Below are 18,446 nucleotides of genomic sequence, written 5' to 3' on the forward strand. Positions count from 1 at the left end.
CCCTGCGACTAAGGGGTTAGTGCTCTTCCTTGCGGGCACGACCTAATAGGGTCAATGCTGCCTCGCGCGCATTTTTTCCGCAATACAATACCTGATAAATTTCCTCGGTTATTGGCATTTCGACGCCAAACCGGTGCGCCAGCGCGCGCACTTCTTTGGTATTGCGGTAACCTTCGACCACCTGGCCAATCTTGTCCTGGGCGCTTTGTACGTCCATGCCCTGGCCAAGCATCATGCCGAAGCGGCGGTTGCGCGACTGGTTGTCGGTACAGGTCAGCACTAAATCGCCTAAACCCGCCATGCCCATAAAGGTGGCAGGATCGGCACCCAGAGCGGCACCGAGACGTGACATTTCGGTCAAACCACGGGTGATCAGCGCTGTACGCGCATTGGCGCCAAAGCCAATGCCGTCGGACATGCCCGCGCCAATCGCAATGACGTTTTTCACCGCGCCGCCCAGTTGCACGCCGATGAAATCCGGGTTGCTGTAGACGCGGAAACTTTTGCCGCAGTGAAGGAGCTGCTGTAAATCCTCAGCGAACTGAGGATCAGCAGAAGCGAGGGAAATCGCCGTTGGCAGACCCGCCGCCAGCTCTTTGGCAAATGTCGGGCCGGAAATCACCGCCAGCGGAATATCCGGGCCTAACACTTCGCGCGCCACCTCTTCGAGCAGACGCCCGGTTTCGGCTTCCAGCCCTTTTGTCGCCCAGACGATACGCGCGTCATCGCGCATAAGCGGCTTGATTTGCGCCAGCACATCGCCAAAGACGTGGCTTGGCACCACGACCAGGATATTACGGCTGGCGGACAGCGCGCGGGCAAGATCGCTCTCTAATTGCAGCGTGTCGGGGAAAGGCACATCGGGGAGGAACGCGGCGTTGCAACGGTCGTGTTGCAGGGTCGCGATATGTTTTGGGTCATGGCCCCACAGCACAACCGGGTGGCCATTTCTTGCCAGCGTGATGGCAAGAGCGGTGCCGTAAGAGCCGGCACCGATCACAGTCATTGCAGCATTAAGTGCGTTCATCAGGCATCCTGATGTTGTTCGGCACCTTCGCCAGTCTGCTGTTGCAGGTAGTTCATGAACAGCGCATCAAAATTCACTGGCGCAAGGTTCAGTTGCGGGAAAGTACCGCGGGAAACCAGGCTGGTGATGCACTCGCGGGCATACGGGAACAGAATGTTCGGGCAGTATGCACCCAGGCAGTGCGCCATCTGCGTTCCTTCGATACCGTCGATAGAGAAGATACCGCCCTGCTGTACTTCGCACAGGAAGCCAGTTTCTTCGCCCAGGGAAGCGGTTACGGTAACGCGCAGAACCACTTCATAAACACCTTCCGCCAGTTGGGTGGAGGCGGTGTCGAGATCCAGTTTCACTTCCGGCTGCCACTCTTTCTGGAAAATGTGTGGCGCATTCGGCGCTTCGAAAGAGATATCTTTCGTGTAGATACGCTGAATCTGGAAAGTCATTTCGGTGTTGTTTTGTTCAGACATGAGTGAATAACCCTTAAGTGTTGTAGTGCTCTAAAAGCATTAACGCAACAGCGGATCCAGCCCGCCACGCGCGTCCAGCGCATATAAATCGTCGCAGCCGCCAATGTGCTGCGCATCAATGAAAATCTGCGGAACCGTCGTACGGCCACTACGTTGAATCATCTCTTCGCGTTTTACCATATCACCGTCGATCGGCAGCTCAGCAAAAGCAACACCTTTGCTGTTCAGCAGCGCTTTTGCGCGATGGCAAAACGGGCAAGTCGCTTTCGTGTAGATCTCAATATTGGCCATATCTCTTCTCCGATGTTTACCCGTGGGTAAATTATTTACCGCGAACTAACGGCAGGTTTTCGCCCATCCAGCCAGAGATACCGTCTTTCAGCACAAAGACCTTCTCGAAACCGGCTTTCACCAGCTCGTTCGCCGGGGTCTGGGCCTGCATGCCGGTACCATCAACAACGATAATCGGCGCGCTTTTGTGTTTTTCAAGCTCACCTACATTATTGGCTTTGATCTCGTTTGGCAGCAAATTCACCGCGCCTGCAATGTGACCTTTACGGAAATCATCACGCTGGCGTAAGTCCACTACCACGGCATCTTCTTTATTAATGAGGCGCGTAGCTTCGCCGCGAGAAATCACTTTCACTTTAGACGCAATGCCCTTGAAAGTGGTAAACAGCACAGCACCGAATAACGCAATCCAGGCGATACACAGGATTGGGTTGCGGCCAATAAATTGCATAATTTCTTGCATCTGGGGTTACAACTCCGGACTTAGTGATTAAAAACCAGCAAGGAGTATACCTGCGCAGTGGGGCAAATACAGCCAGCGAGCGCGACGGAATGCATTTTCTGCGGAGTGTTACAGAAAAAATAAAGACTCGCGGCGCAAACAAGAGCCTGGTCAGCCGCTTTCTTTGATCTTCTGCGGCTATTTTATCGATTCAGCTGTAGTAAAATTACGCAAATTTTTTGTCTTCTGAGCATGAGGTTGTCGCAATGTCGGTTTCTAAAAAACCTATGGTACTGGTGATTCTGGATGGCTACGGCTACCGTGAAGACCAGCAGGATAACGCTATTTTTAACGCTAAAACCCCGGTGATGGACAAACTGTGGGCAACCCGCCCGCATACGCTGATTGACGCGTCAGGCCTCGAAGTCGGCCTGCCGGATCGCCAGATGGGCAACTCCGAAGTCGGCCACGTTAATCTGGGCGCAGGGCGTATTGTTTACCAGGATCTGACTCGCCTGGATAAAGAGATCAAAGAGCGTACGTTCTTTAGCAACCCGGTGCTGGCCGGTGCGGTAGACAAAGCGGTTGCCGCTGGCAAAGCCGTGCACATTATGGGTCTGCTCTCCGCAGGCGGCGTGCACAGCCATGAAGACCACATTCTGGCGATGGTGGAACTGGCTGCGGAACGCGGCGCGGAAAAAATCTATCTGCACGCTTTCCTCGATGGGCGTGACACGCCGCCGCGTAGCGCAGAATCCTCGCTGAAAAAATTCGAAGACAAGTTCGCCGCGCTGGGTAAAGGCCGTGTTGCGAGCATTATTGGTCGTTACTATGCGATGGATCGTGACAACCGCTGGGATCGCGTGGAACAAGCTTACAACCTGATGACCGAGGCCAAAGGCGAGTTCACCTTTGATAGCGCCGTTGCGGGTCTGCAAGCGGCTTACGCTCGCGACGAAAATGACGAGTTTGTAAAAGCGACGGTTATTCGCGCCGCAGGCCAGCCCGATGCGGCAATGGAAGATGGCGATGCGCTGATTTTCATGAACTTCCGCGCCGACCGCGCACGCGAAATTACCCGCGCGTTCGTTAACGCAGTCTTCGACGGTTTCGCACGTAAGAAAGTGGTTAAGTTGGGCGATTTCGTTATGCTGACCGAATATGCCGCCGACATCAAAACTGCCGTCGCCTATCCACCGGCTTCTCTGGCGAATACGCTCGGTGAGTGGATGGCGAAGCACAACAAAACTCAATTGCGTATTTCCGAAACGGAAAAATATGCCCACGTCACCTTCTTCTTTAACGGCGGCGTAGAAGAGCCGTTCCCGGGCGAAGACCGCATTCTGATCAACTCGCCGAAAGTGGCGACTTACGATCTGCAACCGGAAATGAGCTCCGCAGAGCTGACCGAGAAACTGGTGGGTGCGATCACCAGCGGGAAGTACGACACCATTATTTGTAACTACCCGAACGGTGATATGGTCGGTCATACCGGCGTGTTTGAAGCTGCTGTCGCCGCTGTTGAAGCGCTGGATCACTGTGTTGCAGAGGTGAGCAAAGCGGTGGAATCCGTCGGCGGCCAGATGCTGATCACCGCCGACCACGGTAACGCCGAGCAGATGCGTGACCCGTCAACCGGTCAGGCACACACTGCGCATACCAACCTGCCGGTGCCGCTGATCTATGTTGGCGACAAAGCGCTGAAAGCCGTTTCCGGCGGTAAACTTTCCGACATCGCGCCGACTATGCTGACGTTGATGGGCATGGAAATCCCGCAAGAGATGACTGGTAAGCCGCTGTTCATCGTGGAATAATCGCTCCCCATGAGGGGAAAGGCGATTTTTTCAATTACATGGGTCGGGATCCGGCCCTTTCTTTGCGCCAGCGCACTCAGCGCTGGCGCATTGCTGTGCGCCGTTTCCGCCCACGCGGATGACCGCGATCAGCTCAAATCTATTCAGGCCGATATCGCTGAAAAAGAGCGCGCGGTTCGCCAGCAACAACAGCAACGCGCGGGTCTTCTTGCCCAGTTAAAGGCACAGGAAGAAGCCATCTCTGCCGCCACTCGCCAGCTGCGGGAAACGCAAAACACCCTCGCCCAGCTCAATAAGCAGATCGCCGAGATGAACGCCTCGATTGCCAAACTGGAACGTCAGCGCACCACGCAGGAACACAACCTTGCGGCACAGCTTGATGCGGCGTTCCGCCAGGGGCCACACACCGGGATCCAGCTAATTTTAAGCGGCGAAGAGAGCCAGCGCGGCCAGCGTTTGCAGGCCTACTTTGGTTATCTCAACCAGGCGCGCCAGGAAACCATCGCTCAGTTGAAGCAGACGCGCGAAGAGGTCGCCACGCAAAAATCCGAGCTGGAAGAGAAGCAGAGCCAGCAACAAACGCTGCTGTATGAGCAAAAAGCGCAGCAGGCCAAACTTGAACAAGCACGCAGTGAGCGGCAGAAAACCCTTTCTGGTCTGGAATCCTCCATTCAGGAAGGGCAACAACAGCTAAGCGAAATGCGCGCCAACGAATCCAGGTTGCGCGATCGCCTCGCCCGCGCGGAAGCGGCAGCTAAAGCCCGTGCCGAACGTGAAGCCCGCGAAGCGCAAGCCGTGCGTGACCGCCAGAATGAAGCCAGCCGCAAAGGCACCACGTATAAACCCACCGAGAGCGAACGCTCGCTGATGTCCCGCACCGGCGGTTTAGGTTCGCCGTCAGGTCAAGCCGTCTGGCCGGTTCGCGGCCCGTTGCTGCATCGTTATGGCGAACAACTGCAGGGTGAGCTACGTTGGAAAGGGATTGTTATCGGCGCGTCGGAAGGCAGCGAAGTGAAAGCTATCGCCGACGGGCGCGTGATCCTCGCCGACTGGCTGCAAGGCTATGGCCTAGTGGTGGTGGTTGAACACGGCAAGGGCGACATGAGTCTTTACGGTTACAACCAGAGCGCGCTGGTAAGCGTAGGCACTCAGGTTCGCGCCGGTCAGCCGATAGCCCTCGTAGGGAGCAGTGGCGGTCAGGGCCGGCCTTCACTCTATTTCGAAATTCGCCGTCAGGGTCAGGCGGTCAATCCACAGCCGTGGTTGGGAAGATAAGGTTTGCTTCAATTTCGTCGTATTGTTTTGACGCTCGCCAGTGCGCTGGCGTTTTCCGCTCCGGTATTCGCCGGGAAACTGGCCATCGTGATCGACGATTTCGGCTACCGTCCACAAACTGAAAATCAGGTGCTGGCCATGCCGCAGGCGGTTTCCGTCGCGGTGCTGCCCAATGCAACGCATGCTCGCGAAATGGCGACCAAAGCGCACAACAGTGGCCATGAAGTGTTGATCCATCTTCCAATGGCACCTTTGAGTAAACAGCCGCTGGAAAAAGACACGCTGCGCCCGGAAATGAGTAGCGCAGAGATTGAGCGCATCATCAGCGATGCCGTCAACAAAGTGCCGTATGCCGTCGGGCTGAATAACCATATGGGCAGCGCCATGACATCAAGTCTGTTTGGCATGCAGAAAGTGATGCAGGCGCTGGAGCGCTATAACCTCTATTTCCTTGATAGCATGACTATCGGCAATAGCCAGGCGCTGCGCGCCGCTTCCGGTACCGGGGTAAAAGTCATTAAGCGCAAGGTGTTCCTCGACGATACGCAAAACGAAGGCGATATCCGCCGTCAGTTTGACCGCGCCGTACAGTTAGCGCGTCGCAATGGTTCTGCCATTGCAATTGGTCACCCGCATCCCACTACCGTTCGCGTGTTACAGCAAGTGCTCCCCAGCCTGCCGGCCGATATTACGCTGGTGCGCCCGAGCGATCTGCTCAATGAACCGCAGACAGATACCTCAACGCCCAACGCCACACCGCCAGGCGGTACCGTTCAGCCACCGCGTAATCCGTTTCGCGGCGCAAAACTGTGTAAAGCGAAGCACAAACCTGAACCGGTTTATGCCAGCCGCTTCTTTAGTGTAATCAGTGAAAGTGTTGGGGAAAGTACGCTGGTGCGTTATATGCAGAATCAATGGCAAGGGTGGAAAACAACCCACCCTTAAGAGATTATCCGACGGGCGAGTAATTAGTTGAGCGAGAACTCGCCCTTCAGGATCTGCGCATAGAGTGTTGGCTGCTGGTTATCTTCCGTTTGATACGTCTCTTTATGCGAGAGCTTATAAATACCAACGGCGTCATCCCGCAACACCGACCAGCCATTGCTATCCGCTTTTTTATTCATAAACTGACGAATCAGAAAGCGGTTATTGCCAATCACCGGTTGCCCAAGCAGCAACGTACGGAATTCTGCGTAATGTTCCAGTGCATGGCGAAATGAATAATCTGTCAGAAAATATTCAATTAATTCATCATGCTGGAGCCAATAAGCGTACAGTACATCGCGCACGTATTTCACCAGCGAATTGTGTTTGTGAGAAGCTAGTAAGTAGGTAGTCCAAAATCCCTGGCTAAGGGCATTAGCCTCTTTATTAAGATCAAAACGCAGCGAGGAGAATTCCCGCGCGAATAGCGATTCAGGAACGGGGCGTGTTAAAAACATGGTCGCATCCATCCAAATCCCACCGTATTGATAGAGCAACGAGCAGCGCACAATATCTGAATACGGAGCCTGACTGATTCGCCCCTGCTGGTACTTCTGCACAATATGCTCAGGTAAGGTCAAATAATGCGGGATGGTTTCATCGGTTAGCACCACCACTTTTGCCCCTACGGCATTTTCTTCGACTGACGCAATACAGCGCTTAACCAGCTCTGGCGCGTGCTCACGTCCCTGCAACCAGCAGATCCAGACAATGCGCGTCGGCTCCGCCACTGCGGGCTCATCCATTGAGGGTTTCACCCCCAGCGCATCAATAGCAGAGAAAATCATCCGCTTTTTCTTCTCTTCCAACCGTGTGGAGAAGCGCTGAAAAAACGGGAGTTTGGTTTTTTTTGCCAGGCGCCTGGACTTTTTAATGAGTTTATTCAGCAGATTAAGCGCAAACATGGATCCACCTGTTTTAGAACATCTCTTTAAGGGTGCGACGCAGCAGTTTAAGCCGAAGTTTCCAGCCTTTCTTACGGCCGCGCAGCAGCGCATTCATCTTGCTGGAACTTACCCCGCGAAATGACATCAATTGATAAAGGTTGTGACTGATGGTTTCTTCCGTCATCTGCGGTTTAAATTTGAAATAAAGCTTACGGTAGGAATGGTATTTTTTTAAGCGGGCGGTGATTCTGTCACTGCCGTGTTCCGCATCCACCATCGCGGTGCTGAAGTTGTATTTCAGGCCTGGGCCATATTTCAACGTCAGTTTGATCCAGACATCACGATCTTGCTGCTGTCTGATTTCAGGTGAAAATCCCCCCACACCCAGCAATTTCTCACGCGTGGTAAGCACCTGGTTACCAACAACGTTTTCACATAGCAGATCCTGTGCGGTGATGATTTTTTTACTTTCCGGGAAGAGCTGTTTCTTCTGCTGCTTATCAAGCCTCGCTGGCGCGTCGCTGACGAAAGCGAACTTTTCATCATAACGGGCGACTAACGCAGACAGGCGCTGTGGCAGAAAATAATCATCATCGTCAAGGCCAGTGACAAATTTTCCCTGAGCTAAAGAGTAGCCGCGATTTCGGCTGAAATTCGAACCACTATTCATTTCGTTGCGTTGATAAATAAAGCGAACAAAACGCGCTTCACATTCATTGTGCAATTTTGCGATAAGCTGCGCGGTTTTGTCGTTCGAATGATCGTCAATAATAATCAATTCAATGGCCGGATAATCCTGGTTAATAACAGAGCGGATCGCCCTCTCCAGAAGGTCTTCCCGGTTGAAGGTAGTGATTATAACTGAGACCAATTCTTTCATCATAAAACTCATATTATTGGTAATAATCTATCCACCGGAAGAATACCTTTTCCCCGGTGGATAAGCAAAAGCTACTTAAAAACCTTATCTTTTGAATTGCTGACAAGGAGTGTGACGGACATAATCAACGCCAGCATCCAGGCAATAGGCGTAGTTTTGGAATAGAACATAACGCCGGAGAAACCAAAAGTAACTATTGCGGCAAGGAACGTGCACATAATAATACTATTCAGTTTTCGGTATGCGTACAAAGCAAACGAGACAACAAATATAATATACATTAATAACCCGGAAGGGCCTTTTGTTGATAACGTTTCAACAATTTCATTATGTAAATGACCGCCTTCGAAATATAACGCCCCCTTTAAAGACGGATCTTTTTCAACAATCTTATAAATAATCGCACTGCGTTGATCGGCTGATTGCCAAAGATAATTGTGCCTTGCTGAAATCAAACCTGTTTCCCACATTGCTAAACGCGCACCGATTGAGGTAACAGAGTTATTTTGGTCATAGGCAACGATATCTTGGTTGAATTCATTATAGCGTTGAACAATGCTATCGTGTTTAATCCATACTCCTGCTAACAAAACAAGCATAAATACCGATAACGCTTTCCACGGCACATGTTTTTCCCGGTATATTTTAGTAAGTAACAATGCAAGAATAAGAATTGGATAGGTCAATATTGTGGCACGGGTTTCAGTAGCAACAAGGATCACCATGGTAATGAAAAAATGCGCGATCAGCAGTAATTCTCTTATTCTGATACGTAAATGCTGCAGCACCAGGATAGTATAGAGAGAGATAAATACGACTGTATATGCTGCTCCGGTTGCGTCAGCTCCTCCCGCAAGGGTAAAGGTGACTCGAGGATTACCAAGGTAAAAGCTCTGCCAGAGAACATAGCTGATCACCATAATTTGCAGCAGCGCAGCTGAAAAATAGTGCACTTTTTTATTAAAGATGAATCCGCGATTCTTGTCTGACAGTACATTAAGAATAAAGGCGCCAAAAAAACAGATTTTACCGACCTCAAGATACGCACGATATGAATTTATTACCGGACTATCGGCATTTTTATATAACCCATACCATACCAAATCACTCGAACCAATTAAAAACAATGAAAGACACAACCATTTTGCATCACTATTTTTAATTTCTTTCCAATCCAGTAGAGTGATAAAAAAAGCACCTACCCCTGCCACACCAAGTATTTTTACCGACAAATAGGGATTAACAATAATAGAGCAAAAAGCAATAACACAAAGAAAAAACATTATCTGCTTTAATATTAACTGCGCGTTTTCAAATTTACTATTTATCATTATCTTAATAACTCAATTTCGCATATGCGTTCATAATAGTAATGGCCTGCTATTGAAGCACCCACAGCAACAATAGATGCGAAATATTACACACCGCGCTAGCGAAATCAAAGCATCGGCGGAAAACTTATTCATTCAAAGAGTTTTCTGATGCAGCATCGCCCCAGGCGATCTTCGCCACGCGGAATCTGCAAATAAACCTCAGCAGCATAAACAGCCGGGAATGAGGGGAGATATATGCTGTCACCTCCCCTAAAGCCAAATTAATCCCAGCTCAGAATCACTTTGCCGGACTGTCCTGAGCGCATCGCGTCGAAGCCCTGCTGGAACTCATCAATTCTGAAACGGTGGGTAATGATCGGGGAAAGATCCAGACCAGACTGGATTAACGCCGCCATCTTATACCAGGTTTCAAACATCTCACGACCGTAAATCCCTTTAATAAACAGCCCTTTGAAGATGACTTTAGTCCAGTCGATAGACATATCGGACGGCGGAATACCCAGCATCGCAATACGGCCGCCGTGGTTCATGGTGTCGAGCATCGTGCGAAACGCTGGCGGCGCGCCGGACATCTCCAGACCCACGTCGAAACCTTCGGTCATACCCAGTTCTGCCATCACATCCGCCAGATTCTCTTTGGCGACGTTAACCGCGCGGGTAACACCCATTTTGCGCGCCAGATCGAGGCGGTACTCATTCACATCGGTGATAACCACATGGCGTGCACCAACGTGTTTTGCCACCGCCGCAGCCATAATACCAATCGGGCCTGCGCCGGAGACCAGCACATCTTCTCCCACCAAATCAAAGGAGAGCGCCGTGTGCACCGCGTTACCAAACGGATCGAAAATCGACGCCAAATCGTCAGAAATATTGTCGGGGATTTTGAAAGCGTTGAACGCCGGGATCACCAGGTATTCGGCAAAACAGCCCGGACGGTTGACGCCCACACCCGTGGTGTTACGGCACAGATGCGTACGCCCGGCGCGGCAGTTACGGCAATGACCACAGGTAATATGGCCTTCACCGGAAACGCGATCGCCAATTTTAAAACCTTTCACTTCCTGGCCGATGCCCACCACTTCGCCGACATATTCATGGCCGACGACCATCGGTACAGGAATGGTTTTTTGCGACCAGTCGTCCCAGTTGTAGATGTGCACGTCAGTGCCACAAATCGCGGTTTTGCGAATTTTAATCAGCAGATCGTTATGACCAACATCCGGCTCCGGTACGTCGGTCATCCAGATGCCTTCTTCTGCTTTCAGTTTGGATAACGCTTTCATTTCACGCCCTCAGGCAATCACACCCAGTTGTTTACCAATGCGGGTAAAGGCAGCAACCGCACGCTCAATTTGTTCAGGCGTATGCGCCGCAGACATCTGTGTGCGGATACGCGCCTGACCTTTTGGCACCACCGGGAAGAAGAAACCGGTGACGTAAATCCCCTCTTTTTGCAGTTCGCGGGCAAAGTTTTGCGCCACCACCGCATCGCCCAGCATCACCGGGATAATCGCGTGGTCTGCACCTGCCAGCGTAAAGCCTGCGGCGGTCATTCTTTCGCGGAACAGACGGGCATTGGCCCACAGGCGATCGCGCAGCTCAGCGCCGGACTCAAGCATTTCCAGCACTTTAATGGACGCCGCAACAATGGCTGGCGCCAGTGAGTTGGAGAAAAGATACGGGCGGGAACGCTGACGCAGCCACTCCACCACCTCTTTACGCGCCGCGGTGTAACCGCCGGACGCGCCACCAAGCGCTTTGCCGAGTGTGCCGGTGATGATGTCCACGCGCCCCATCACATCGCAATATTCATGCGTACCGCGACCATTGGCGCCAACAAAACCGACCGCGTGAGAGTCATCGACCATCACCAGCGCGTCATATTTATCCGCCAGATCGCACACACCTTGCAGGTTAGCGATCACGCCGTCCATGGAAAACACGCCATCGGTCGCAATCAGTACATGACGAGCACCCGCTTCACGCGCCTCTTTCAGGCAGGCTTCCAGCTCCTGCATATCGTTATTAGCGTAGCGATAGCGCTTCGCTTTACACAGACGCACGCCGTCGATGATAGAAGCATGGTTCAGCGCGTCGGAAATGATGGCATCTTCCGCGCCGAGCAGCGTTTCAAACAGGCCGCCGTTCGCATCGAAGCAGGAGGAGTAGAGAATGGAATCTTCCATACCGAGGAAATCGGCCAGCTTCTTCTCCAGCGCTTTGTGGCTATCTTGCGTGCCACAGATAAAGCGCACCGACGCCATACCAAAGCCGTGGCTGTCCATACCGGCTTTCGCGGCAGCAATCAAATCAGGGTGGTTGGCAAGGCCAAGATAGTTATTGGCGCAGAAGTTAATGACATGGTCGCCATTGGCCACGGTGATATCAGCCTGCTGGGCCGACGTAATAATGCGTTCTTCTTTAAACAACCCTTCCGCACGCGCGGTTTCCAGGTCGTTCGTTAACTGTTTATAAAAATCCCCACGCATCGCAATTCTCCAGACTGGGCAAATTTCGGCACATATTACCGAAAGGTATACGGTGATACGAGATGACACAGCATCCATTCTTCATTTTGTAGCATAAATCACGCATAGCCATATCGTTCACTGGGTGAATGGCTGAAGGGTCGTCAATGTGATGATATGATAAGAGACATTAGTGTCTGAGATCGTCTCAACGCTCCACTTTTCAAAGGTACAGTTATGATCATCGTGACCGGCGGCGCGGGTTTTATCGGCAGCAACATCGTTAAGGCCCTGAATGATAAAGGCATCACCGATATTCTGGTGGTGGACAACCTGAAAGACGGCACCAAATTCGTCAATCTGGTCGACCTGCACATTGCCGACTACATGGATAAAGAAGATTTCCTGATCCAGATTATGTCTGGCGAAGAGTTCGGTGATATTGAAGCCGTATTCCACGAAGGTGCGTGTTCATCCACCACCGAGTGGGATGGCAAGTACATGATGGATAACAACTATCAGTATTCCAAAGAGCTGCTGCACTACTGCCTGGAGCGCGAAATCCCGTTCCTGTACGCGTCTTCTGCCGCGACTTACGGTGGTCGTACTTCGGACTTTATTGAATCCCGCGAATACGAAAAGCCGCTTAACGTTTACGGCTATTCAAAAATGCTGTTCGACGAGTATGTGCGCGGCATCCTGCCGGAAGCGAACTCACCGATTGTCGGCTTCCGCTACTTTAACGTTTATGGCCCGCGCGAAGGGCACAAAGGCAGCATGGCGAGCGTGGCCTTCCACCTCAATACCCAGTTGAACAACGGCGAAAGCCCGAAACTGTTCGAAGGCAGCGATAACTTCAAACGCGATTTTGTCTATGTTGGCGACGTGGCGGCGGTGAACCTGTGGTTCTGGGAAAACGGCGTTTCCGGTATCTACAACCTGGGCACCGGTCGCGCGGAATCTTTCCAGGCTGTGGCCGATGCGACGCTGGCCTTCCACAAAAAAGGCAGCATCGAATACATTCCGTTCCCGGACAAACTGAAAGGCCGCTACCAGGCGTTTACCCAGGCGGATCTGACCAACCTGCGCGCTGCAGGTTACGACAAACCGTTTAAAACCGTCGCCGAAGGCGTAACCGAGTATATGGCCTGGCTGAACCGCGACGCGTAAGTATGAAAATTTTGGTCATTGGCCCGTCCTGGGTCGGCGACATGATGATGTCGCAGAGTCTTTACCGCACGCTTAAAGCGCGCTTTCCCCAGGCGATAATCGATGTGATGGCACCCGCGTGGTGCCGTCCACTTTTATCACGCATGCCGGAAGTCAACGAAGCGATCCCAATGCCGCTCGGCCACGGTGCGCTGGAAATTGGCGCACGCCGTAAGCTGGGCCACAGCCTGCGCGAGCACCGCTATGACCGCGCCTATGTGCTGCCCAACTCGTTTAAATCCGCGCTGGTACCGTTCTTTGCCAACGTGCCGCACCGTACCGGCTGGCGCGGTGAAATGCGTTACGGTCTGCTCAATGACGCTCGCGTACTGGATAAACAAGCCTGGCCGTTAATGGTGGAGCGCTATGTGGCGCTGGCCTATGACAAAGGTGTGATGCGCTCGGCGCAGGATCTGCCGCAGCCGCTGCTGTGGCCGCAGTTGCAGGTTAACGACAGCGAGAAATTACAAGTTTGCGCGACGTTTGCTATTTCTGCCGAACGCCCGGTGATTGGTTTTTGCCCCGGCGCAGAGTTCGGCCCGGCCAAACGCTGGCCGCACTACCATTACGCAGAACTGGCCAAGCAACTGATTGATGAAGGCTATCAGGTGTTGCTGTTTGGTTCGGCGAAAGATCACGAAGCGGGCAACGAGATTCTGGCCTCGCTGAGCACCGAGCAGCAAGCCTGGTGCCGCAATCTGGCCGGTGAAACGCAGCTGGAACAAGCCGTTGTGCTGATTGCCGCCTGTAAAGCGGTGGTGACCAATGATTCCGGTTTGATGCATGTCGCTGCCGCGCTTAACCGCCCGCTGGTGGCGCTTTACGGGCCAAGCAGCCCGGATTTCACCCCGCCGCTGTCGCACAAAGCCCGCGTGATCCGCCTGATTTCCGGCTACCACAAAGTGCGCAAAGGCGACGCCGCCGAAGGCTATCACCAGAGTCTGATCGACATTACCCCGCAGCGCGTGCTGGAAGAGTTGAACGCGCTGTTGCTGGACGCGGAAGGATAACCGATGCGGGTATTGATCGTTAAAACCTCGTCGATGGGCGATGTGCTGCATACGCTGCCCGCGCTCACCGACGCTACGCAGGCAATTCCCGGCATCCGCTTTGACTGGGTGGTGGAAGAGGGTTTCGCCCAGATCCCCGCCTGGCACGCCGCCGTTGAGCGCGTTATTCCGGTGGCGATCCGCCGCTGGCGCAAAGCCTGGTTTTCCGCCCCCATTGCCGCCGAGCGTAAAGCCTTTCGCCAGGCGGTACAGGCTGAGCGGTACGACGCGATTATTGATGCGCAAGGGCTGGTGAAAAGCGCCGCACTGGTCACCCGGCTGGCGCACGGCGTGAAACACGGTATGGACTGGCGCACCGCGCGCGAGCCCTTAGCGAGCCTGTTTTACAATCGCCGTCACCACATTGCTAAACAGCAACATGCGGTTGAGCGCACCCGCGAATTATTCGCCAAAAGCCTCGGTTATACCAAACCGCAAACGCAGGGTGATTACGCCATCGCCCGCCATTTTGCCGTCGCCGACGCGGCGCATTCGCCCTATGCCGTGTTCTTACACGCCACCACCCGCGATGATAAACACTGGCCGGAAGCGCACTGGCGCGAGCTACTTAATCTGCTGGCTGACAGCGGCTTACGCATAAAGTTACCGTGGGGCGCGCCGCATGAAGAGGCCCGCGCGAAACGGCTGGCGCAAGGGCTGAATTTTGTCGATGTCCTGCCGCGGATGAGCCTTGAGAATGTGGCGCGGGAACTGGCAGGCGCGCGGTTTGTCGTCTCGGTTGATACCGGTTTAAGCCATCTTACCGCTGCGCTGGACAGGCCGAACGTCACGCTTTATGGCCCAACGGATCCTGGTCTTATCGGTGGCTACGGGAAAAACCAAACCATTTGCCGCCCGGAAAACTCTTCGCAGTTGAGCAGCCTTTCTGCCGCTGCGGTTTATCGCCAATTACAGCCTTTGCTGACAGCTGAGCGTGTCCATGTCTGATTTTTTCTCACCCGAACGCCCGCCGAAACGGGTGCTGATTATCAAGTTGCGTCACCACGGTGATGTCTTGCTGACCTCGCCGATGTTTACCGTACTGAAGAAAAACTGGCCCGGCGTCGAAGTGGATGCGTTGGTGTACGACGATACTCAGGCGATGTTAACCAACCATCCGTATATCGATCAGGTGCATACCATCGGGCGCAAATGGCGCAAACAGGGCTGGCTGAAACAGTTAAGCCTCTATCGCGGCCTGCGCAACCAGCTTCAAGCGCGCAATTACGATGTGCTGATAAACCTCACCGAACACTGGCACGGCGCGCGTCTGGCGCGCAAGCTGAAACCCCGCGTCTCTGTCGGCTTCAAACCGGATAAGCGCGGCGGCCTCGCCCGCTGGCGCTGGGTGAAATCCTTCACCACGCTCTATCCGGCAATTCAGGATAACAGCCGCCATATGGTGGAAGTGAACCTGGACGCCCTGCGCCGTATTGGCATCCACCCGGCCAGCGCAGAGGACAAACGCACGTTGTTTACGCCAGGCGAGGAAGCGGAAAACACCATTTTGCAAAAACTAGTGGGCTTTGGTCTCGCCAGCAAATCCTACATTCTGGTGCACCCGACATCGCGCTGGATGTTCAAAGCCTGGCAAATCGACAAGCTGGCGGCGACCATCGACACACTGGCAGCCCGTGGCTTACCGATCATTCTCTCGGCCGCGCCGTCGAAAGAAGAGAGCGACTATATGGATAAGCTGCGCGCCGCATTGACGCAGCCGGTGTTTGATTTAAGCGGGCAACTGAATCTGAAAGAACTGGGCGCGTTGATGAAACACGCGCGGCTCTTCTTCGGCGTGGATTCCATGCCAATGCACCTGGCCAGCGCCGTGGGTACGCCCACCGTCGCCATTTTCGGCCCAACGGGCGCGATAAAATGGGCACCGTGGGGTGTCACTTACCGGGTCATTACCGCCGGTTTCACCTGCCAGCCATGCGGCAAAGCGGGCTGCGGCGACAGCCAGGTTTCTGATTGCATTACCGCCATTACGCCTGCGCAGGTGCTCGGCGCGATTGATACTTTACTGCTGGAAAATCCCGCATGAAGCTGGCTATCGTCAGACAAACCTATAACCCGAACGGCGGCGCAGAACGTTTCGTTTCCCGCGCCCTGAATGTGCTGGCGCAGGATACCTCGCTGGATGTCACGCTGATCGCCCGCGAATGGGAAAACGCCGCTGGCTGGCACACCCTGACGGTCAACCCACCGTTTCGTAACCGCAAAATGCGCGAAGCGGGTTTTGCTGACGCCGCAGCGGCGCACTTTGCCGATTTCGACATTGTGCAGAGCCATGAGCGCATTCCCGGTGCGACCATTTTCCGCGCCGGAGACGGCGTACATGCCACCTGGCTTGAACAGTACAGCCGCATTCTGTCACCGCTAAAACGCTGGTCGCAGAATTTCAGCCCCTATCACCACTACATTTTGCAGGCGGAGCGCCAGATGTTCGCGCATCCTGCGCTGCGCAAGGTTATCTGTAATTCGCGGATGGTGCGCGATGATATCGCCCGTCGTTTTCAATTGCGCGACGATCAATTGACGGTGATTTATAACGGTGTCGATACCACCCATTTCCACCCCAGCGTGCGTGAGTTGTCCCTGCGAACGGCACTGGCAATTCCTATCGACGCACCGGTACTAGCGTATGTCGGTTCCGGTTTTACCCGTAAAGGTGTCGCGACGGCGCTGCGTGCGATTGTCGCGCATCCATCCGTCTGGCTGCTGATAGCTGGTCGCGATAAACACGCCCGTAAGTTTGAAAAGCTGGCGCGCCAGTTGGGCGTGATGCCGCGTGTGCGTTTTCTTGGCCCGGTGGCGGATATTCGCCAGGTCTACGGTTCAGCGGACGCGCTGATCCTGCCAACGCTCTACGATCCGTTCCCGAACGTCTGCGTTGAAGCGCTGGCTTGCGGGCTGCCACTGTTTACCAGCCCTGGCTGCGGAGCTGCCGAATGGGTGGTCGAAGGGGAAAACGGCTGGGTGCGCGATGCGCTGGATAGCGAAGGTTACAGCGCGTCTGTCGATGAGTGGCTGACTGGTCGTACGCGCGGCGTGGATTATGCGGCGGCGGCGCGCGCCACCGCAGAACCCTGGACGCTGGATCGGATGGCCCAGGAGTTGCAGGCGCTTTACCGCGACCTGCTGCGCTGAGCGGCGTCGGCGAACACCTTTTCCATCGCCGCCAGCATACATTCACGCGTTAAGTGGGCGCACAGGTAATCATAACCCTGTTGCGCCAGCGTATCGCGTAGCGCGGCATCGTCAACCAGGCGAACAATCGCACCGCGCAGGGCTTCAATATCGCGCTGTGCCACCAGCAAGCCGGTTTGTTCATTGATAATGGCATCCGCAGTGCCCCCTGCATCTGTGGCGATAGTCGCGATGCGGCAAGCCAGCGATTGCAGTACGCCTTGCGGTACACCTTCCATATCGTGCGACGGACTTAACGCAATATCGAACGCCGGAAACCACTGCGAAGGATTGCTTTGATGGCCCGCCATCAGCACGCGATCCTGCAAACCAAGCTGAACGATTTCCTGTTCCAGCGTCGCCCGATGCGGCCCTTCACCGACAATCGCCAGTTTGATCGCCGGGTCATTAATTTGCGCCAGCGCTTTGAGCAACACGCTATGCCCTTTGTTCGGGCGCAGATGGGACACCACACCCAGCCACAGGGCATCCTGCGCTAACCCGCACTGTTCACGCGCAGCCGTTTTATCAGCAGGATGAAAACGTCGGGTATCAACACCGCTTGGCACCGAGGTGGTTTGTTCCAGCGGCACACCGATATCGACCATCTGATAGCGCAGCGCTTCTCCGGTACTGACGATATGCGCGCAGGCACGGCGGAACAGCCAGCGCGTGGTCCAGTTATTGCGCGGCGTACCGGAAGCGTGGCGGGTACGCACCAGCGGCACCGGGCGCGACAGCGTAAGGTTCGCCAGCGCCACCAGCCAGGTATCGGCGGAATTATGGCTATTAATCACATCAATGCTGTCGCGGTTCGCGCGCAACCAACGGCGCAGCGCAAGCAGGTTACTGATATTTTTGCGTTTCAGCGGCATGGTCACTACCGTTAGCCCGGCATCGCTCGCCATCTGGTGCAGCGGCGCGGTTTCCGGGCACAGGATAGTCACCTGATGGCCGCGCTCCAGCATGCCTAACGACTCATTGATAATCCGCAGCGGCTGCCCGCCTTTCCCGCCATCTGCTTCGGTGTGAACAATATGCATAGATTTCCTGTGACCTTACCTGCCAAACGACGAATTATAACGCCCGGAATCTTTGTTATTACAAAGATTATTCTTTTAGCCCTC

Annotated in this window: 18 protein-coding genes; 8 read left to right on the top strand and 10 right to left on the bottom strand. The window is 54.0% G+C overall.

Annotated elements, in window-relative coordinates; translation table 11 throughout:
• Positions 1-16 precede the first annotated feature (16 nt).
• From gpsA to M8Q36_RS05220, 4 genes are read right to left on the bottom strand one after another with little or no spacing between them, the layout of a single operon-like run.
• The gene (gene gpsA, locus M8Q36_RS05205; protein ID WP_017458194.1) at positions 17-1,027 is read right to left on the bottom strand and encodes an NAD(P)H-dependent glycerol-3-phosphate dehydrogenase; all 1,011 of its coding nucleotides are present in this window, start codon (positions 1,025-1,027) and stop codon (positions 17-19) included.
• The gene (gene secB / locus M8Q36_RS05210) at positions 1,027-1,494 is read right to left on the bottom strand and encodes a protein-export chaperone SecB (protein ID WP_017458193.1); all 468 of its coding nucleotides are present in this window, start codon (positions 1,492-1,494) and stop codon (positions 1,027-1,029) included. The genes gpsA and secB overlap by 1 nt, the downstream gene beginning before the upstream one ends.
• 39 nt (positions 1,495-1,533) lie before the next feature.
• Positions 1,534-1,785 (bottom strand): glutaredoxin 3, encoded by a 252-nt coding sequence (gene grxC, locus M8Q36_RS05215; protein ID WP_020455733.1) that lies wholly within the window; start codon positions 1,783-1,785, stop codon positions 1,534-1,536.
• Between the two features lie 31 nt (positions 1,786-1,816).
• On the bottom strand, positions 1,817-2,248 hold the full coding sequence (locus M8Q36_RS05220) for a rhodanese-like domain-containing protein (protein WP_017458191.1): 432 nt from the start codon (positions 2,246-2,248) through the stop codon (positions 1,817-1,819).
• A 245-nt stretch (positions 2,249-2,493) separates the two neighbouring features.
• On the opposite strand from M8Q36_RS05220, the gene gpmM reads away from it, so the two are divergent.
• From gpmM to M8Q36_RS05235, 3 genes are read left to right on the top strand one after another with little or no spacing between them, the layout of a single operon-like run.
• Positions 2,494-4,041, top strand: coding sequence for a 2,3-bisphosphoglycerate-independent phosphoglycerate mutase (gene gpmM, locus M8Q36_RS05225; protein WP_249880229.1), 1,548 nt, complete (start codon positions 2,494-2,496; stop codon positions 4,039-4,041).
• A gap of 9 nt (positions 4,042-4,050) precedes the next feature.
• Complete coding sequence (gene envC, locus M8Q36_RS05230; RefSeq protein ID WP_017458189.1) at positions 4,051-5,316, top strand: murein hydrolase activator EnvC; 1,266 nt, start codon at positions 4,051-4,053, stop codon at positions 5,314-5,316.
• A 3-nt stretch (positions 5,317-5,319) separates the two neighbouring features.
• Positions 5,320-6,261, top strand: coding sequence for a divergent polysaccharide deacetylase family protein (locus M8Q36_RS05235; RefSeq protein ID WP_249880230.1), 942 nt, complete (start codon positions 5,320-5,322; stop codon positions 6,259-6,261).
• Between the two features lie 23 nt (positions 6,262-6,284).
• Here M8Q36_RS05235 and M8Q36_RS05240 read toward each other — a convergent pair whose 3' ends face one another.
• The 5 genes from M8Q36_RS05240 to kbl all read right to left on the bottom strand — a co-directional run bounded on the left by M8Q36_RS05240 (position 6,285) and on the right by kbl (position 11,893).
• Positions 6,285-7,088 (bottom strand): capsular polysaccharide synthesis protein, encoded by an 804-nt coding sequence (locus M8Q36_RS05240; protein ID WP_249880231.1) that lies wholly within the window; start codon positions 7,086-7,088, stop codon positions 6,285-6,287.
• Between the two features lie 130 nt (positions 7,089-7,218).
• Positions 7,219-8,070 (bottom strand): glycosyltransferase, encoded by an 852-nt coding sequence (locus M8Q36_RS05245; RefSeq protein ID WP_249880232.1) that lies wholly within the window; start codon positions 8,068-8,070, stop codon positions 7,219-7,221.
• Between the two features lie 68 nt (positions 8,071-8,138).
• On the bottom strand, positions 8,139-9,398 hold the full coding sequence (locus M8Q36_RS05250) for an O-antigen ligase family protein (protein WP_249880233.1): 1,260 nt from the start codon (positions 9,396-9,398) through the stop codon (positions 8,139-8,141).
• A 263-nt stretch (positions 9,399-9,661) separates the two neighbouring features.
• Positions 9,662-10,687: an L-threonine 3-dehydrogenase gene (tdh, locus tag M8Q36_RS05255; RefSeq protein WP_249880234.1), complete on the bottom strand. Its 1,026-nt coding sequence runs from the start codon at positions 10,685-10,687 to the stop codon at positions 9,662-9,664.
• A 9-nt stretch (positions 10,688-10,696) separates the two neighbouring features.
• Positions 10,697-11,893 (bottom strand): glycine C-acetyltransferase, encoded by a 1,197-nt coding sequence (kbl, locus tag M8Q36_RS05260; protein WP_249880235.1) that lies wholly within the window; start codon positions 11,891-11,893, stop codon positions 10,697-10,699.
• A 216-nt stretch (positions 11,894-12,109) separates the two neighbouring features.
• Here kbl and rfaD point away from each other — a divergent pair, with 216 nt between their 5' ends.
• From rfaD to M8Q36_RS05285, 5 genes are read left to right on the top strand one after another with little or no spacing between them, the layout of a single operon-like run.
• The gene (rfaD, locus tag M8Q36_RS05265; protein ID WP_249880237.1) at positions 12,110-13,042 is read left to right on the top strand and encodes an ADP-glyceromanno-heptose 6-epimerase; all 933 of its coding nucleotides are present in this window, start codon (positions 12,110-12,112) and stop codon (positions 13,040-13,042) included.
• A 2-nt stretch (positions 13,043-13,044) separates the two neighbouring features.
• Entirely contained in the window at positions 13,045-14,091 is a 1,047-nt protein-coding gene (rfaF, locus tag M8Q36_RS05270) for an ADP-heptose--LPS heptosyltransferase RfaF (RefSeq protein WP_249880238.1), read from the top strand.
• Positions 14,092-14,094: 3 nt separating this feature from the next.
• Positions 14,095-15,078: a lipopolysaccharide heptosyltransferase RfaC gene (gene rfaC, locus M8Q36_RS05275; RefSeq protein WP_249880240.1), complete on the top strand. Its 984-nt coding sequence runs from the start codon at positions 14,095-14,097 to the stop codon at positions 15,076-15,078.
• Complete coding sequence (gene rfaQ / locus M8Q36_RS05280) at positions 15,071-16,174, top strand: putative lipopolysaccharide heptosyltransferase III (RefSeq protein WP_249880241.1); 1,104 nt, start codon at positions 15,071-15,073, stop codon at positions 16,172-16,174. The genes rfaC and rfaQ overlap by 8 nt, the downstream gene beginning before the upstream one ends.
• Entirely contained in the window at positions 16,171-17,280 is a 1,110-nt protein-coding gene (locus M8Q36_RS05285) for a glycosyltransferase family 4 protein (RefSeq protein ID WP_249880242.1), read from the top strand. Before rfaQ ends, M8Q36_RS05285 begins: the two co-directional genes overlap by 4 nt.
• Here M8Q36_RS05285 and M8Q36_RS05290 read toward each other — a convergent pair.
• The gene (locus tag M8Q36_RS05290; RefSeq protein ID WP_249880243.1) at positions 17,259-18,362 is read right to left on the bottom strand and encodes a glycosyltransferase family 4 protein; all 1,104 of its coding nucleotides are present in this window, start codon (positions 18,360-18,362) and stop codon (positions 17,259-17,261) included. The two genes, M8Q36_RS05285 and M8Q36_RS05290, sit on opposite strands and share 22 nt — an antisense overlap.
• Positions 18,363-18,446: the final 84 nt, after the last annotated feature.

Origin of the sequence: Kosakonia sp. R1.Fl, assembly GCF_023516815.1 — a bacterium.
Taxonomy (GTDB): Bacteria; Pseudomonadota; Gammaproteobacteria; order Enterobacterales; family Enterobacteriaceae; genus Kosakonia.